The following is a 15030-nucleotide window of genomic DNA, read 5'->3' as shown; positions in this document are numbered from 1 at the left end:
ACACGTCGATGCACGTGCCGGGCCTCGCACTTGCTACAGTCGTTCCCGGCGAGTCGAAGCGCTTCGACGGCGGTCGAGACGCCGGCCCCAGATCAAGGAGGATCATGAAGTTCACCGACGGCTACTGGATGACCCGACCGGGCGTGAGTCTGCTCCGCCCGGTGGGACTGGACGAGGTGGTGGCCGGCGACGGTTCTCTCACCGTCTACGCCGCCACCGCCAAGCTCACCAAGCGCGGCGACACCCTCAACCGCCCGCTGATCACCATCACCCTGGACTCCCCGGCCGAGGGCGTGCTCGGCGTCACGGTGGAGCACTTCCGGGGCGCCAACGACCCCGGTCCGCACTTCCAGCTCCACGACACCGGACTCCCGGTCGCCAAGGTCGAGACTCCTGCGGACGGCCCCGCCACGCTGACCACCGGCAACCTGACCGCCACCGTCTCCACCGAGGACGGCTGGTCGCTGGACATCGCCGTCGACGGCCGCCGGGTCACCGGCTCGGATGCCCGCGGTCTGGCCATCGTCGACGACAACGGCACCAGCTACGTGCGCGAGCAGCTCGACCTCGGCGTCCGCGAGCACCTCTACGGCCTGGGCGAGCGCTTCACCGCCTTCGTCAAGAACTCCCAGACCGTCGACGTCTGGAACGCCGACGGCGGCACCTCATCGGAGCAGGCGTACAAGAACGTGCCCTTCCTGGTCTCCGACAAGGGCTACGGCGTCTTTGTCGACCATCCCGAGCACGTCTCCTTCGAGATCGGCTCCGAGGCGGTGTCCCGCACCCAGTTCAGCGTGCCCGGCCAGCGGCTGCGCTACTACGTCATCGCCGGACCGGACCCCAAGGACGTGCTGCGCCGCTACACCGCCCTGACCGGCCGCCCCGCCGCGGTGCCGGACTGGTCCTACGGCCTGTGGCTGTCCACCTCCTTCACCACCTCCTACGACGAGGACACCGTGATGTCCTTCATTGACGGGATGGCGGACCGGGGGCTGCCACTGAGCGTCTTCCACTTCGACTGCTTCTGGATGCGGCAGTTCCACTGGAGCGACTTCGTCTGGGACCCGGCGACCTTCCCGGACCCGCAGGGGCTGCTCGCCCGCTTGCACGAGCGCGACCTCAAGGTCTGCGTCTGGATCAACCCATACATCGCCCAGCGCAGCTATCTCTTCGATGAGGGTCGTGAGCTCGGCTACCTGGTGAAGAACCCGGACGGCTCGGTCTGGCAGTGGGACCTGTGGCAGGCCGGGATGGCCCTGGTCGACTTCACCAACCCGGAGGCGGTCGCCTGGTTCCAGAGCAAGCTGCGCGCGCTGCTGGACATGGGCGTCGACTGCTTCAAGACCGACTTCGGTGAGCGGATCCCCACCGACGTGGTGTGGCACGACGGCTCCGACCCGCAGGCGATGCACAACTACTACACGCACCTGTACAACAAGGCGGTGTTCGACCTGCTGGTCGAGCAGCGCGGTGAGGGCGAGGCGGTGCTCTTCGCTCGCTCCGCCACCGCCGGTGGTCAGCAGTTCCCGGTGCACTGGGGTGGTGACTGCGAGTCGACCTTCGTGTCGATGGCTGAGTCGTTGCGCGGTGGGCTGTCGTTGTCGATGAGCGGCTTTGGCTACTGGTCGCATGACATCGGCGGCTTTGAGGGCACCCCGGACCCGGCGGTGTTCAAGCGCTGGCTGGCCTTCGGTCTGCTGTCCAGCCACTCCCGGCTGCACGGCTCGACCTCCTACCGGGTGCCGTGGGCATTCGACGAGGAGTCGGTGGAGGTCACCCGCCGGTTCACCGAGCTGAAGCTCTCGCTGATGCCCTATCTCTCCCGGGTCGGTCGCACCGCCCATATCGAGGGCCTGCCGGTAATGCGGCCGATGGTGCTCGAGTTCCCCGGGGACCCCGCCACCGCCACCGTCGACACCCAGTACATGCTGGGGGAGAGCCTGCTGGTCGCCCCGGTGTTCTCCGCCGACGGCGAGGTCGACGTCTACGTGCCCGACGGAACCTGGACCAGTCTGCTCGACGGGTCCACGGTCACCGGCCCGCGCTGGCACCGACAGCAGCACGACTTCCTCTCCGTGCCGCTCCTGGTCCGCCCGGACACGGTTCTGCCCATCGGTGCCCGCACCGACCGCCCGGACTACGACCACGCCGACGGGGTGACCCTGCGCGTCTTCGAACTCGCCGACGGGCACGAGTCCACCACCACCGTGGGCGACGTGACCTTCCGGGTGACCCGCACCGGCGACACGATCACGGCAGTCGCCACCGGGGCCACCGCCGGATGGTCGCTCCAGCTCGGCGATCGGATCGTCACCGCCGACGGCGACATCGCCACCATCTGAGCGCCACGCCGGCCGCGCTCTCGTCACCGGGGGAGCGCGGCCGGCTCAGGCCTCGGGTGTCGCCACCGATCCGCGCTCGGTGAGCTCCGGCGACACCAGGCGCGTGCTGGTCAGCTCATCGCCACCCAACTGGGCCATCACCATCTCCACCGCCACCCGGCCAATGTCCTCGCCCGGCACATCGATCCCGGTCAGCGGCTTGGCCAGCGCGGTGCCGGTGTCCGCGGCCCCGATCGCCACCACGGAAATGTCCTCCGGCACCCGAACCTCGAGGCGTTCCAGTGTTGACATCACACCGGGCAGCGCCAACTCGTTGTGCACGACCAGGCCCGTCACGCCAGGTGTGGTGTCCAGGACGCGTTCCACCGCATCGACACCACCGACGAAGGTCGGCTCGCAGGGCAGCACCGCGCACTCGGCCCCGCGCAGCTCGGCCTCCTCCAGTGCGCCCGCCCGCATCCGGATCGCATAATTCGCGCGACGGTCGAACCGGTCCTGCGAGGCACCGATCAGCGCTACCCGACGGTGTCCGGCGTCAGTCAGTCTGCGCACCGCCATCCGCCCGGCGGCGGTGAAGTCCAGGTCGACGCAGGACAAGCCACTCGGGTCCGAGGGCACACCGATCAACACTGAGGGCTGCTTCATCGCGCGCAGTGCTGGCAGGCGCTCATCCTCGGCCTCCACATCCATCACGATGATCGCGTCCGCCATCGAGGAGGACGCCACGCGGTCGACCCCGCTGCTGTCGTCCTGGGTCAGCAACAGCACATCGTGGTCGTACGCCCGGGCCGCGGTCACCGCCCCACCGACGAAGCGCATGATGATCTGCACGTTCACCCCGGGCCGGAAGGGCACCATCAGGGCGATCACGTTGCTGCGGCTGGATGCCAGAGCACGCGCACCCGCATGCGGGCGGTAACCGAGCTCGCGGATGGTCCGTTCCACCCGCTCCCGCGTGCGTGGGGAGATCGGCCGCTTGCCGCTGAGTACGTAGCTCACCGTGGAGGCCGAGACCCCCGCCGCCTTCGCCACGTCATCAATCGTCGCCATGGTGCCCACCCTAGTGCGGGCCGAAGCGGTTCGACCGGCTTGTGCCGCGTCACGAAGCCGAACGAAGCGCCACAACCCGCCAGATCGTCGAATTCCTGATCGATCACTCGTCGCCGGGGCTCGCGGGAGCGTTCCCACCGCGCTATCGTATCGTTTCGATACCTGCCGACACCGTCGTCAGCACCGGGGCCGCGACCCCCGTGCCGTCGATGGATCCCGACCGAAGGACCCGCATGCCCGCCACCCGCCCGTCCGGACGCCAGTTCCCCGCCGACTTCGTCTGGGGCTCTGCCACCGCCGCCTACCAGATCGAGGGTGCCGCCACCGAGGCTGGTCGCGGACCGTCGATCTGGGACACCTTCTCCGCTGTGCCCGGCGCCGTCCTGAACGGCGACACCGGTCTGGTCGCCGACGACCACTACCACCGGGTTCCCGAGGACATCGCGCTGATGCAGCAGATCGGTCTGGAGGCCTACCGCTTCTCCATCTCCTGGGCCCGGGTGCAGCCGGACGGCTCGGGGGAGTGGAACGAGGAGGGCATCGCCTTCTACGTCGACCTGGTCGACCGTCTGCTGGCCGCCGGGATTAACCCGGTCGTCACCCTGTACCACTGGGACCTGCCGCAGCCGCTGGAGGACGAGGGCGGGTGGACCAACCGGCGTACCGCGTACCTCTTCGCCGAGTACGCCCGCAAGATGGCCCAGGTTCTCGGAGACAAGATCGAGATCTGGACCACCCTGAACGAGCCCTGGTGCTCGGCCTACCTCGGCTACGCCTCCGGAGTGCACGCCCCCGGTCGTCAGGACCAGGCCGCCTCGCTGGCTGCCGTGCACCACCTCAACCTGGCGCACGGCCTGGCCGCCAGCGCCATCCGCGAGGAGCTCGGCGAGGACACCACCGTGTCCATCACGCTGAATCTGCACGTCACCCGCGCGGACAGCGACTCCGCCGAGGACCTGGCCGCCCGGCACAAGATCGACCTGATCGCGAATGAGGTCTTCTTGCAGCCGCTGATCGAGGGCCACTACCCGGAGGAGATCTTCGAGCAGACCGCCGCGGTCTCCGACTGGTCCTTCATCCAGGACGGCGACCTCGACCTGATCTGTCAGCCGCTCAGCCTGCTCGGCGTGAATTACTACTCCACCGGTCGGGTCCGCGCGCTTCAGGGCGAACCGCAGATCGGCGACGGCAGCCCCGGTGTCGACGGCCACAAGTCCTCGGCGGTCAGCACCTGGGTCGGCGCGGAGGACGTCGAGTGGCTGCCGCAGCCCGGCCCGCACACCGCGATGGGCTGGAACCAGGAGCCGCAGGGGCTGACCGACCTGCTGGTCTCCCTGCACCAGCGCTATCCCGAGCTGCCGATGGCCATCACGGAGAACGGTGCCGCCTTCGCCGACGAGGTCTCTGCCGATGGTCGGGTGCATGACGAGGACCGCGTCAGCTACCTGCACGACCACATCGACGCCGTCGGTGCCGCGATGGACCAGGGTGCCGACGTCCGGGGGTACTTCGTCTGGTCGTTCCTGGACAACTTCGAGTGGGCCTACGGTTACGACCGCCGGTTCGGCATCGTCCGCGTCGACTACGACACCCTGGAGCGTCTGCCCAAGGACTCGGCGCATTGGTACGGCGAGCTGATCCGCACCCGCACCATCGCCCCGGTGGAGACCGCCGCCGAGCTGTCCTGACCCTCCGACCGGCCGTCGACGGCTGGACAGTCGCGCCGTCGATCGACCAACCCTGCACCGCCCGCCCCGGCACGTCCCGGCGGCGGGCGGTGCGCTGTTCGCAGCGCCGGGGTCATCTCCCGGCTCCGGCGCGCGTCATTAGCGGTCCGTCCCAGCAGGACGGCTACCTCGCGGACCGCGCCCCGCCGCATCGGGGAGAATGGGCGGCGTGCCACGTTCCCGTCGCTCCGGCAAACGCCCCTACAGCGCCGAGCACATCCCGCTCGACCTGGACCGCCTGGGCGGTATTCGCCGCGCCGAGTCCGGCCCCGACGGCGAGTGGACCACCCAGCGGGTCGGTGGCTCCGACCGCACCTTCCGCTGCCCGGGCTGCGATCAGCTGATCGCCACCGGCACGCCGCATGTGGTCGCCTGGCGGGCGGACAGCATCCTCGGCGACGCCGCCGCGTTGGACAACCGTCGCCACTGGCACACCTCCTGCTGGCAAGCCCGCCTGCGCCGTCGCCCCGGCCGCTGACTAGGCTCGGCGGTGATGAGCACCGAGATCCGTTCCATGACCGTCCTGCCCGCACGCCGGGAGGACATCGAGCTGCACACCGCTGACGGCCTGACCCTGGTCGGCGAGCTGGCCACGCCGGTGAACCCCGACGGCAGCCCGCGCACACCGGCGGCCACCCTCGTCACGCTGCATCCGCTGCCCACTCACGGCGGCTACATGGACTCCCACGTCCTGCGCAAAGCCTCCTGGCGACTGCCCGCGCTGGCCGACATCGCCGTGCTCCGCTTCAACACCCGCGGCACCAGCAGCCCGCGCGGCACCAGCGAGGGCGCATTCGACGAGGGCCGTGCCGAGCGATTCGACGTGCACGCCGCCATCGAGTTCACCGAATTCCACGACCTGCCGCACCCGTGGCTGGTCGGCTGGTCCTTCGGCACCGAACTCACTCTGATGCATGGCCTCGACCCGCTCATCGAGGGCGCGATCCTGCTGTCACCGCCGCTGCACCGCGCCACCGATGCCGACCTCGACGCCTGGTCCGCCGACGGTCGTCCGCTGGTGGCCCTGATACCCGAGCACGACGACTACCTGCGACCGGAGCAGGCACGCGAACGCTTCGCCCGGGTGCGACAGGCCGAGATCATCGGCGTCGATGGGGCCAAGCACCTGTGGGTGGGGGAGCCCTCCGTTAGGCGGGTGCTGAACGAGATCGTCGGACACGTCCGCCCCGACTTCCCGCTGCCACTGCCCACCACCTGGGACGGCCCGGTCCAGCAGGCCGACCCGGAGGAGGACCGATGAGGCTCACCACCCACACCCTGCGCTCGGGCACCGGCACCCCGGTGGTGCTACTGCACGCCTTCCCCCTCGACGCCCGGATGTGGGCCGAGATGGCGGCGCTGCTCCCGGCGGGCACCCCGGTGATCGCGGTCGACCTGCCCGGCATGGGTGCCTCGCCGCTCCCCGACACCCTGGCACCTGCGTCCACCCCGTCATCCGACATCACCCCCTCATCCGACACCGCCCCGTCGCTCGACACCGCCGCCGATGCCGTCGCCGCGCTCTGGACCGAGGGTGGCCCGCTCGACCGTCCAGCGGTCGTCGCGGGCCTGTCGATGGGCGGCTACGTGGCTCTGGCCCTCGCTGAGCGCCATCCGGAACTGATCGCCGCCCTCGCTCTGCTCGACACCAAGGCCGTCGCCGACACCTCGGAGGCTGCTGCCCATCGCCGCCGGATCGCCGACGAGGCCGAGCACACTGACTCGGTCGACCCCGTCCGCCCGATGGTGAACACCCTGCTCGGTGAGAGCACGCGCGCCACTCGCCCCGATCTGGTCGCTCAGGTCGCCGACTGGATCGAGGACCAGCGCCCCGCAGGGATCGCCTGGTCCCAGCGCGCCATGGCCGCGCGCGCCGACCGAACGTTGGTGCTGCGCAGCTGGAACCGTCCTTCGCTGGTGCTGGTCGGAGCCGAGGACGGCCCGACTCCGCCGGAGCAGGCCACCGCGATGGCAGCAGAGCTCGGCACCGAGCCGGTGATCGTCCCGGCCGCAGGACACCTCACCGCGTTGGAAAGCCCGCTGATCGTCGCCGAGGCGCTCAGCGCCCTGCTCGCCCGGCTCTGACCTCGGGGCAGGGAACTGCCCCGAGGTCAGAACGACAAGACCGCAACCGCCGCACCGTGGGCCGACGAGCCAGGTGTCGCTCTCACTCGTCGCCGAGCACTCGGGCCAGTGCGATCGGCAGGTCCAACGATTCGCCGTCCTTCCCGCCGGCCCCGATCACCAACGGAGGGTCCTGCGGCTGCACCTGCACCCCGCGCCACCGCGCCGCCACCGATCCCGGCACGGTGAGCACGTAGAACTCCCCGTCGGCACCGACCGCCACCGTGCGGTCGCGGCGCAGGTACCACCCGTTGATCCCCGTGCGGAACGACCCACGTCCGCCATACCCCTGCGCGCGCAGCGGCTCCGGGGCCACCCCGCGCTCGCGGGCCTGTGCCACGAACTCGCGGATCAGCTCCCGGGCGCGCTGTGACTCCGCCTGCTGCCGGGCGACGAGCGCCGCCTCATGTGCCGCAGCCGCCTCCCGACGCTGCTCACGCCAGTCGGCGGCTGCGGACTCGGTCACTTCTGCTCGGCCCCGTCGTCCGTCGTCGCCGGTGCGTCCTGCGCATCCGCCGCGGCGTCGGCGGCCTCCGCGCCCGTCGTGGCCGCGCTGTCCTTCGCGTCCTTCGCCTCTGGTGCGGGGGAAGCGTCCGGCGCGGAGCTGTTCGTGCTCCCTGCCGCATCACCGCTGGGCACCGCGCTGGTGTCCGTGTCGTCGGCCGATGCCGGTTCGCTTGCTGGGCTCTCCACGCGCGCGGCCTTCTTCGGCCCGGCAGCAGACACCGGTGCCGGGCGGGTCTTCGCCTTGGCCGGGGTGCGCGCCGGCTTGGCGGCAGCCGGAGCCGCAGCCTCTCGCTCGAACTTCTCCTGCGCCCGGTCTGCGCGCTCCAGGGTCTGCCGGTTCGGCACCGGGTCGGAGCCGAGCAGGTTGCGCAGCTCGTCCAAGTAGGTGGTGATCGACTCGCGCTGACGGTTCAGGTCCTCGACCTGGCGCTGGGCGGTGGTCCGCTCCCGCTCCGCCTCACTCATCGACTCCGACAGGGTCTTCTCGGCGTGCTCACGAGCCTCGGCCACCACCCGGTCGGCGTTCTGGCGGGCGTTCGCCAGCAGCTCCTTGGCCTGGTTCTGCGAATCGATCCGCACCTTCTCCGCCTGCTCCAGTGCGGCAGCGACCCGCTGCTCAGCAGCTGCGGCGTGCGCCTCGGCATCGGAGACCAGCTTCTCGGTCTCGGCCCGGGCGACCTCGTGCCGCTCGGCATCGGCACGCTCGGCTTCCTCGCGCTGCGCCGCGATCGACAGCGTCGCCTCGGCCAACGCCTGTCGTGCCTCCGCCTGCATCGCCTCGGCCTCGGACCGCGCCCGGTTGGTCAGCTCCTCCGCCTGACGACCCGCCTCGGTCAGCTGGCGTTCGACCTGCAACCGGGTCTGCTCACGCGACTCGTCGGTCTCGCGCTGGGTGGTGGTGCGCAGCTCGTCGGCCTCGCGCTGGGTGCGCTCGCGCAGCTCCGTGGTCTCGCGTTCGGCGGTGGCCCGCAGCTCAGCGGTGTACTGCTCCGCCTGAGAACGCTGCGTGCTGGTCTCGTGCTCCGTGCGCTCGCGCAGCTCGGTGGTCTCGCGTTCGGCGGCGGCGCGCAGCTCAGCGACGTACTGCTCGGCCTCCGCACGCACCGCGCTCAGCTCATGCTCCGCCTGTTGCCGGGTGGCGGCGATCTCCTCGGCGACCTGCGCACGCAGCTCGGCGGTCTCCCGATCAGCGGTTGCCCGGACGAACCCGGAGTACTGATCCGCCTCAGCGCGCACCGCGGCGGTCTCGGCCGCGACCTTCTGCTGCAACTCGGTGGCGGAACGCTCCGCCGCGGAGCGGACCTGGTCGGCGTAGGCATTGGCCTCCGCCCGGACGCGGGTGACCTCTTCCCCGGTGAGCTGGCGCAACTCGGCGACCTCGGTGGCGGCAGTCGTCCGCTGCTCGGCGGCCCACCGCTCGGCCTCGGCCCGCAGCTCGGCGACCTCGGTGGTGGTCTGCTGTCGCAGAGCCGAGGTCTCCTGCTCCGTGCGCTGCCGCAGCGCGGAGGTGTCCGCGTCGGCGCGCTGGCGCAGATCCTGGTCGTAATGCTCGGCCTCGGCGCGCAGCGCGGCGGTCTCGGCCTCGGCGGCGCTCCGCAGCTGCTCGGCAGCCTGCTCGGTGCTGATCCTCAGCTCCGTGGTCTCCCGCTCGACCGTGGCCCGCAGGGTGCCGAGCTCGCGCTCCAGGGTGGCCCGGCGCTCGCTGGCCTCCGTGGCCTGTGCGGTCTGGATACGAGCGGCCTCGCGCTCGGCGGAACCGACCATCTCCTCCGCGCGACGCTGTGCCGCAGTCAGGACGCTCTCCGCCTCGGCGTGGGCGGTGGTGCGCTCCTCGGTGGCTTCCCGCTTGGCCGTCGCGATCAGTTCCGCGACCTCATTTTCCGCCCGTGCCCGCAGCTGGCCCGCAGCCAGTCGAGCCCGGGCCAGGGCGTCCGAAGCCTGAGCATTGGCCTGCTGCACCACGTCGGAGGACTGCTCCTCGGCGGAGCGCAGGAGCATCTCGATCCGGGAACCCAGACCGGAGTACGTCGGGCGCTCGGCCTCCCGCAGCTGACGGTGCGCCTCGGACAACTCCCCGGAGATCTGGAGCACCCGCTCGTCCATCGAGGCGACCTGCGACCGCGCCTCGTTGAGCGCCTTCTCCAACTCGGTCATCCGCGCGTCGACCTGTTCACGGTCGTAACCGCGGAAGTTGACGACCGGGAACAGCATGCGGTCCTCTGGCACGGAAGATCCTCCTGGAGCAGGCAGCGGGGCTCCCTGTGGACGGGAGAGACGCGCGCGTCGGCCACGGACGGCGTCCGCGTTCCAGCGTATCCGTACCCGAGGACACAGCGGCAGTGAGCGCCGGAGCGGCGGTCGGTACCGGGGGAGTGGACCGGTGAGCTCCTGTGATGTCGCCGTGGCCTGTTCAGCTGCCTATCCTGGTGCGTCACGTCAGGAAGGAACATGCGTGCTTCAGCGATTCATCGCGGCCCTGCTCGGGCTGCTGGGCATCGCCGCCGCGGCTCTGGGGATCGCCTCGGCGACGGCCTGGCGTGCGGACGACCCCTTGGTGGCCACGGCGACCGCCGACGCCCAGACCCTGATCACCGAACCCGGTGTGCTTGAGGTGGCCGGAGACCCGGTCACTGTCACGGTGCGCGCGTCCGGGTCGCCGGTGGTCCTCGCGGTCGGACGGGACACCGACGTCGCTGCCTGGGTTGGTGACGATCCGCACCAACTGGTGACCGGCCTGGCTGATTGGCACGACCTGGCGCTGACCGACGGGACCGCAGCGGAGCCCTCTGCCACCGCCACATCAGAACCGACCGACCCGGCCGGGGAGCCGAGCCCGTCGCCGTCCGCGACCGAGCAGTCCGACACCGCCGCCACCGCTGCCGACCCCACCGGATCGGATATGTGGATCACGGAGGTCACGGGCGAGGACTCCGCGACGCTGGAATGGACCGCGCCGAGTTCCGGTCGCTGGTCGCTACTCGCGGTGAGCCTGGGCGACACCCCGCCGACTCTCGACCTGTCCTGGCCGCAGGAGGTCACCACTCCGTGGCTGTGGCCCGGAGTTGCGGTCGGCGTCCTTCTGCTCGCCATCGCCGCCATCCTGTTCATCCGCATCCGTCGCGCCGATCAAGGCACCGACTGGCACGACGTCACCACGGGCATGATCGCGGTCGTCACCCCGACCGGTACGCCGGGAACCGATGCGCCCGCCCCTGTCACCGGCCCGCTGCCGCAGGTCGACCCGACCACCGGTGCCTTCCCTCTGATCGACCCCGCTACCGGTCAGCCGCTGACCCGCCGGCAGATCCGTGAGGCCGAAGCAGCCGCCCAGGCTGCCCGCCGCAGTCGGCGCGGAGCGACCGGCGCGATCCCGGTTGTCACCGGTGCGATCCCCACCGTCGCAGCCGCCGAGCCGGACTCCGATCACTCGTCCGTCGCTGACTCCGATCCCAGCAGCCCGAGCGACATCCCCGCCGCGGCTGGAGCCCCGTCGACGGCATCGCAGCCCCACCCCACCACCGACGCCGAGGGGACCAACGCCGCACCCGCCTCGGGCGACTCCGCCGACCCGTCCCTGGCCAGCACCGCGGCGTCAGCGCACGCGGACGACCTTCGCCCCACCGCCGCGACGAGCGCCGACGACGCCCCATCCGCTACCGCCGCGCCCGCCCAGGCCTCGGCCGACGCTGTCCCCGCGGACCGCCCCGACCCCGGGGTGGTCGACCCGACCGTCCCCGACCCGGCCCCCGCAACGACACAGTCGGCACCTGCGGTCGACACCACGGGCGCAGCGCACACGGATGTCACCGCGGAGCCGTCGAGCCCGAAGCGCTCCTTGCTGAGCCGATTCCGTCGCCGCGCGGCGGTCGAAGAGCCCTCCGCCCAGAGCGACCCGTCGAGCCCGATCGACGCCGACCACACCGACCCCGGCACGTCGTCGACCGCCACGGGTGCCGACCCCGCGTCGACCCACACCCCGCCGTCCGCTGAGGACAGCACGACCACTCGGCCGGACCCGGGCGACCGCCCCTGGGGCACTCCGGTGGCGTTGACCCCACCCGGTGCCGCCCCGACGACTCCCGCCCGCGGTGGCTCCCCGTCGTCAGAGTCCTCGGCCACGGACATCACCGCCGAGTCCGCTGCGCGCCCCTGGGGAACTCCGGTCCGTCCTGGCACGACGGCCGGACCTCGGATGAGCGCCACCACCGACGCCACATCAGGTGCCGCTGCCACCCCTGCCGGGCCCCTACCCGCGACCAGTTCCGCGCCGGTGACCAGCCGATCGATACCCGAGGACGACGCACCGCCCTCGGGCGGGGCTACACCCGACACCGGCCCCACACGGCTCGCCGCGACCGAGGGGGCCGCGTCGTCGTCGCACCCGAGCGAGGCCGCGACGACCGCCGCGACCCCCGAGGTGGCAGCGTCAGTCGTCGCGGATGACACGGAGCCGTCCCGTCGCCGCGGGCTGGCAGGACTGATGCCCTGGCGACGTCGCGATGAACTCCAGTCCGCCGCCCCGACTGAGGAGACTGCGCCCGTCGCCTCTCCGGTCGCCACCGGTCCGGTAGATGACGAGGAGGAGCCAGCCGTCCCCGGCGTCGACGAGCAGGACGAGAACCTGACCACCACCCAGCGCGCCGACTCGTGGCGGCGGATGTGGGGCTTCCCCGCCGATGCCGGCGACCCGCAACCCGGACCCAGCACCGCACCGGATGCCCCTGCCCCGCATGACGCGCCACGTCCCGACCGGGAGGAGGACCGATGAACGCCCACCGCCGCACCAGCGCCATCGCCCTGGCTCTCGCCACCGTCGTCGCTCTGGGCGCGTGCGCTCAGCCCCTGCCGGAGCCGCAACCTGAGCCCGTGCCCGCACAGGCCCCTCCGGTGTTGGACGCGACCCAGTCCGCTGCCGTCCTCGGCAAGGTGGGGGAGGTCCTCGCCGACAGCGATGCCGCTCTGGACCCCAGCGGTCTTGACGCTCGGCTGACCGGCCCGGCCCTGGCCATCCGCGGCGCGGAGTACACCCGTGCGCAGGCCACGAATGGTGAGCGCACTCCGGTCGCCATCCCGACGCAGGCGCAGACCACCATCACCCCGGACACCACTGCCTGGCCCCGTACGCAGATGGTCGTGACCGAGCAGCCTGCCGACCTGCAAGCGCCACTGCTCTTGGTTCTGGTCCAAGAGAACCCACGCGCCGACTACGAGTTGTGGGGATGGGCGCGTCTGGGGGAAGGCGTCCAGATGCCGGCCACTGCCGACCCGGAGATCGGCAGCCCGGAGCTCGCGGCGGATGACGATTCCTTGCTGCTCAGCCCGCAGGACACGGTCGCTCAGTTCGCTGACGTGCTGACCAACGGTGACGCGTCTGCTTACGCCGGGACCTTTGGTGCCAGCTTCTTCCGCACCGCGATCGAGGGTGCCCGCGCCCAGACGGTGGCCGGCCTGCAAGCGGTGGCATCGGTGACGGAGACCGTGGCGGCGGAGCCGGGGGCGATGGCTCTCGGAACAGCCGACGGGGGAGCCATCGTGGTTGGCCAGATGACCACGGTCACCACGGCCACCCTGAGCCAGGGCAGCATCACCCTGAACGATCCCCTCGATGCGGCTCTCGCCGGTAGGGACAGCGTCAGCCAGAACCTGGTGCGCACCTGGACCGACGTTGTTGCCTTCTACGTCCCACCCGCCGGCAGCGACTCCGGGGTGCAGGTGCTCGCCGCCGAGCATGCGCGAACCGGCGTCACCGGCCAGTGACACCTTGACCCAGTAGAGCAGGAGCGAAAGCAGCATGACCGAGAACCCCACCGGTGGACCGCGGCTCAACATGCGTGGTGCAGTGGATCTGTCGAGCCTGGCCCGTCCGGCGACCCCGCCGCCGGGAACCCCCGGTGGCCTGCCGACACCGGGTGCGTGGGTGGTCGATGTCGACACCGAAGGGTTCCCCGCGCTGGTGCAGTCGTCGACCGGATACCCGGTGATCGTCCTGCTCTGGGCGTCGTGGAGCGAGGCGAGTGTGAAGCTCGCGGCTGACCTCGGGAGCCTGGTCGGTCAGTACAACGGACGTCTCCAACTGGCGCGGATCGATGCCGACGCTAACCCGCAGGTGGCGGCCGCGTTCCAGAGCCAGTCCGTGCCGACCGTTGTCGCCGTGCTGGCCGGGCAGCCTCTCCCACTGTTCCAGGGAGCCCCCGAGCTCGACCAGATCAAGGGTGTCTTGGACCAGGTGTTGGAGGCCGCCGCCGCGAATGGCATTACCGGAACAGTGCCTGGCGCACCGTCCGAGCCGGCGGCTGCCGAGCCCGAGCCGGACGAGCCACCGCTGCCCCCGTTGCACCAGGCGGCCTACGACGCGATCGAGCGCGACGACTTCGGTGCTGCGGCCGCTGCATATGAGCAGGCGCTCAAGGAGAACCCCCGCGATGACATGGCGCGTGCCGGACTGGCACAGGTGGGACTGCTGAGCCGCACCCGTGACGCCGATCTCTCCGCCGCGCGGACCGCCGCAGCCCAAGCTCCCCAGGACCCGGACGCCCAGATGGCAGTCGCCGATCTTGATGTGTTGGGTGGACAGGTCGAGGACGCCTTCGCCCGACTGATCGACACCATCCGCGTCACCTTCGGACCGGATCGGGAACGGTTGCGCGTTCGACTGGTCGAACTCTTCGATGTGGTCGGTGCCGAGGATCCGCGGGTGCAGCAGGCGCGACGCGCGCTGGCGAGTGCCCTGTACTGAGCCCACGCACCTGAGTGCCCTACTGGCCCCGGTCCGCCTCCCGCGAGGGACGGGCCGGGGCCATCGTCATGGGGTGCACCCCTCGGCGACGCACCAACGCGGCGGACATGAGGGCCGACGCTGGCATGAGGGTTCCCGTGCTGCGGTGTTCCAGCCGGGGCCGCGCGTTGCTGACCTGCACCTGCGTGACCGCCGTCACGCGAGGGCGAGTTGACGATCGATCCGGCCGGTGCGTAATGTTCTCGACGTCGCCCGGCAGGGAGGAACGGACACCGCGGATCAACCCGGTGGCTGGTCCCCCGGGTGGCCACCCCCTTCGGAAGAACCTCATCGGGACCTTCGGGCCCCGAACACGGTGCTGTCGGAGTGGATCCAGACAGCAGGACGAGTCCACACGGACTTGACCGGCTCGAAAAGATCCGATAAGTTTGAACGGTTGCCTCCGGTCAGAAGCCCGCCAGGGTTGATGAGGGATGCGCGTCTGTTCTTTGAGAACTCAACAGTGTGCCTAAGTAGTTGATGCCAAATGGCTCAGCGCTTCGGA

11 protein-coding genes are annotated in these 15030 nt (G+C 70.9%); 8 read left to right on the top strand and 3 right to left on the bottom strand.

Annotated elements, in window-relative coordinates; genetic code table 11:
- Nucleotides 1-104 precede the first annotated feature (104 nt).
- Complete coding sequence (gene yicI / locus AB0N78_RS14160; protein WP_363391530.1) at nt 105-2342, top strand: alpha-xylosidase; 2238 nt, start codon at nt 105-107, stop codon at nt 2340-2342.
- Nucleotides 2343-2387: 45 nt separating this feature from the next.
- On the opposite strand, the gene AB0N78_RS14155 is transcribed toward yicI, so the two are convergent.
- Nucleotides 2388-3392, bottom strand: a complete 1005-nt coding sequence (locus AB0N78_RS14155) for a LacI family DNA-binding transcriptional regulator (RefSeq protein ID WP_363391529.1) — start codon at nt 3390-3392, stop codon at nt 2388-2390.
- Nucleotides 3393-3625: 233 nt separating this feature from the next.
- Between AB0N78_RS14155 and AB0N78_RS14150 the strand changes: the two genes are divergently transcribed.
- The 4 genes from AB0N78_RS14150 to AB0N78_RS14135 all read left to right on the top strand — a co-directional run bounded on the left by AB0N78_RS14150 (nt 3626) and on the right by AB0N78_RS14135 (nt 7204).
- A complete protein-coding gene (locus tag AB0N78_RS14150; RefSeq protein ID WP_363391525.1) occupies nt 3626-5080 on the top strand; it encodes a GH1 family beta-glucosidase in 1455 nt (484 codons plus the stop codon).
- A gap of 208 nt (nt 5081-5288) precedes the next feature.
- The gene (locus tag AB0N78_RS14145; RefSeq protein ID WP_363391522.1) at nt 5289-5597 is read left to right on the top strand and encodes a hypothetical protein; all 309 of its coding nucleotides are present in this window, start codon (nt 5289-5291) and stop codon (nt 5595-5597) included.
- Between the two features lie 15 nt (nt 5598-5612).
- Complete coding sequence (locus tag AB0N78_RS14140) at nt 5613-6380, top strand: alpha/beta hydrolase (protein WP_363391519.1); 768 nt, start codon at nt 5613-5615, stop codon at nt 6378-6380.
- Nucleotides 6377-7204, top strand: a complete 828-nt coding sequence (locus tag AB0N78_RS14135) for an alpha/beta hydrolase (RefSeq protein WP_363391516.1) — start codon at nt 6377-6379, stop codon at nt 7202-7204. The genes AB0N78_RS14140 and AB0N78_RS14135 overlap by 4 nt, the downstream gene beginning before the upstream one ends.
- Before the next feature lie 82 nt (nt 7205-7286).
- On the opposite strand, the gene AB0N78_RS14130 is transcribed toward AB0N78_RS14135, so the two are convergent.
- Both AB0N78_RS14130 and AB0N78_RS14125 read right to left on the bottom strand, forming a co-directional pair.
- On the bottom strand, nt 7287-7709 hold the full coding sequence (locus AB0N78_RS14130; RefSeq protein ID WP_363391513.1) for a hypothetical protein: 423 nt from the start codon (nt 7707-7709) through the stop codon (nt 7287-7289).
- Complete coding sequence (locus AB0N78_RS14125; RefSeq protein ID WP_363391510.1) at nt 7706-9976, bottom strand: hypothetical protein; 2271 nt, start codon at nt 9974-9976, stop codon at nt 7706-7708. Before AB0N78_RS14125 ends, AB0N78_RS14130 begins: the two co-directional genes overlap by 4 nt.
- 226 nt (nt 9977-10202) lie before the next feature.
- Between AB0N78_RS14125 and AB0N78_RS14120 the strand changes: the two genes are divergently transcribed.
- The 3 genes from AB0N78_RS14120 to AB0N78_RS14110 are packed head-to-tail and all read left to right on the top strand — an operon-like array spanning nt 10203 to nt 14486.
- Complete coding sequence (locus AB0N78_RS14120; RefSeq protein WP_363391507.1) at nt 10203-12518, top strand: hypothetical protein; 2316 nt, start codon at nt 10203-10205, stop codon at nt 12516-12518.
- Complete coding sequence (locus AB0N78_RS14115; RefSeq protein WP_363391504.1) at nt 12515-13507, top strand: hypothetical protein; 993 nt, start codon at nt 12515-12517, stop codon at nt 13505-13507. The genes AB0N78_RS14120 and AB0N78_RS14115 overlap by 4 nt, the downstream gene beginning before the upstream one ends.
- A gap of 34 nt (nt 13508-13541) precedes the next feature.
- Nucleotides 13542-14486: a tetratricopeptide repeat protein gene (locus AB0N78_RS14110; RefSeq protein WP_363391501.1), complete on the top strand. Its 945-nt coding sequence runs from the start codon at nt 13542-13544 to the stop codon at nt 14484-14486.
- The last annotated feature ends 544 nt before the right edge of the window (nt 14487-15030 follow it).

The sequence above is a fragment of the Cellulomonas sp. NPDC089187 genome, assembly GCF_040685135.1.
Lineage (GTDB): Bacteria > Actinomycetota > Actinomycetes > Actinomycetales > Cellulomonadaceae > Cellulomonas.
Note: the sequence above shows the minus strand (reverse complement) of the source record. Positions and strands in the feature narration are given on the sequence as shown.

Excerpts from the sequence above, each read along its gene's own strand:
- yicI (WP_363391530.1), top strand. The coding sequence starts at position 105 with ATGAAGTTCACCGACGGCTACTGGATGACCCGACCGGGCGTGAGTCTG.
- AB0N78_RS14155 (WP_363391529.1), bottom strand. The coding sequence starts at position 3,392 with ATGGCGACGATTGATGACGTGGCGAAGGCGGCGGGGGTCTCGGCCTCC.
- AB0N78_RS14150 (WP_363391525.1), top strand. The coding sequence starts at position 3,626 with ATGCCCGCCACCCGCCCGTCCGGACGCCAGTTCCCCGCCGACTTCGTC.
- AB0N78_RS14140 (WP_363391519.1), top strand. The coding sequence starts at position 5,613 with ATGAGCACCGAGATCCGTTCCATGACCGTCCTGCCCGCACGCCGGGAG.
- AB0N78_RS14135 (WP_363391516.1), top strand. The coding sequence starts at position 6,377 with ATGAGGCTCACCACCCACACCCTGCGCTCGGGCACCGGCACCCCGGTG.
- AB0N78_RS14115 (WP_363391504.1), top strand. The coding sequence starts at position 12,515 with ATGAACGCCCACCGCCGCACCAGCGCCATCGCCCTGGCTCTCGCCACC.
- AB0N78_RS14110 (WP_363391501.1), top strand. The coding sequence starts at position 13,542 with ATGACCGAGAACCCCACCGGTGGACCGCGGCTCAACATGCGTGGTGCA.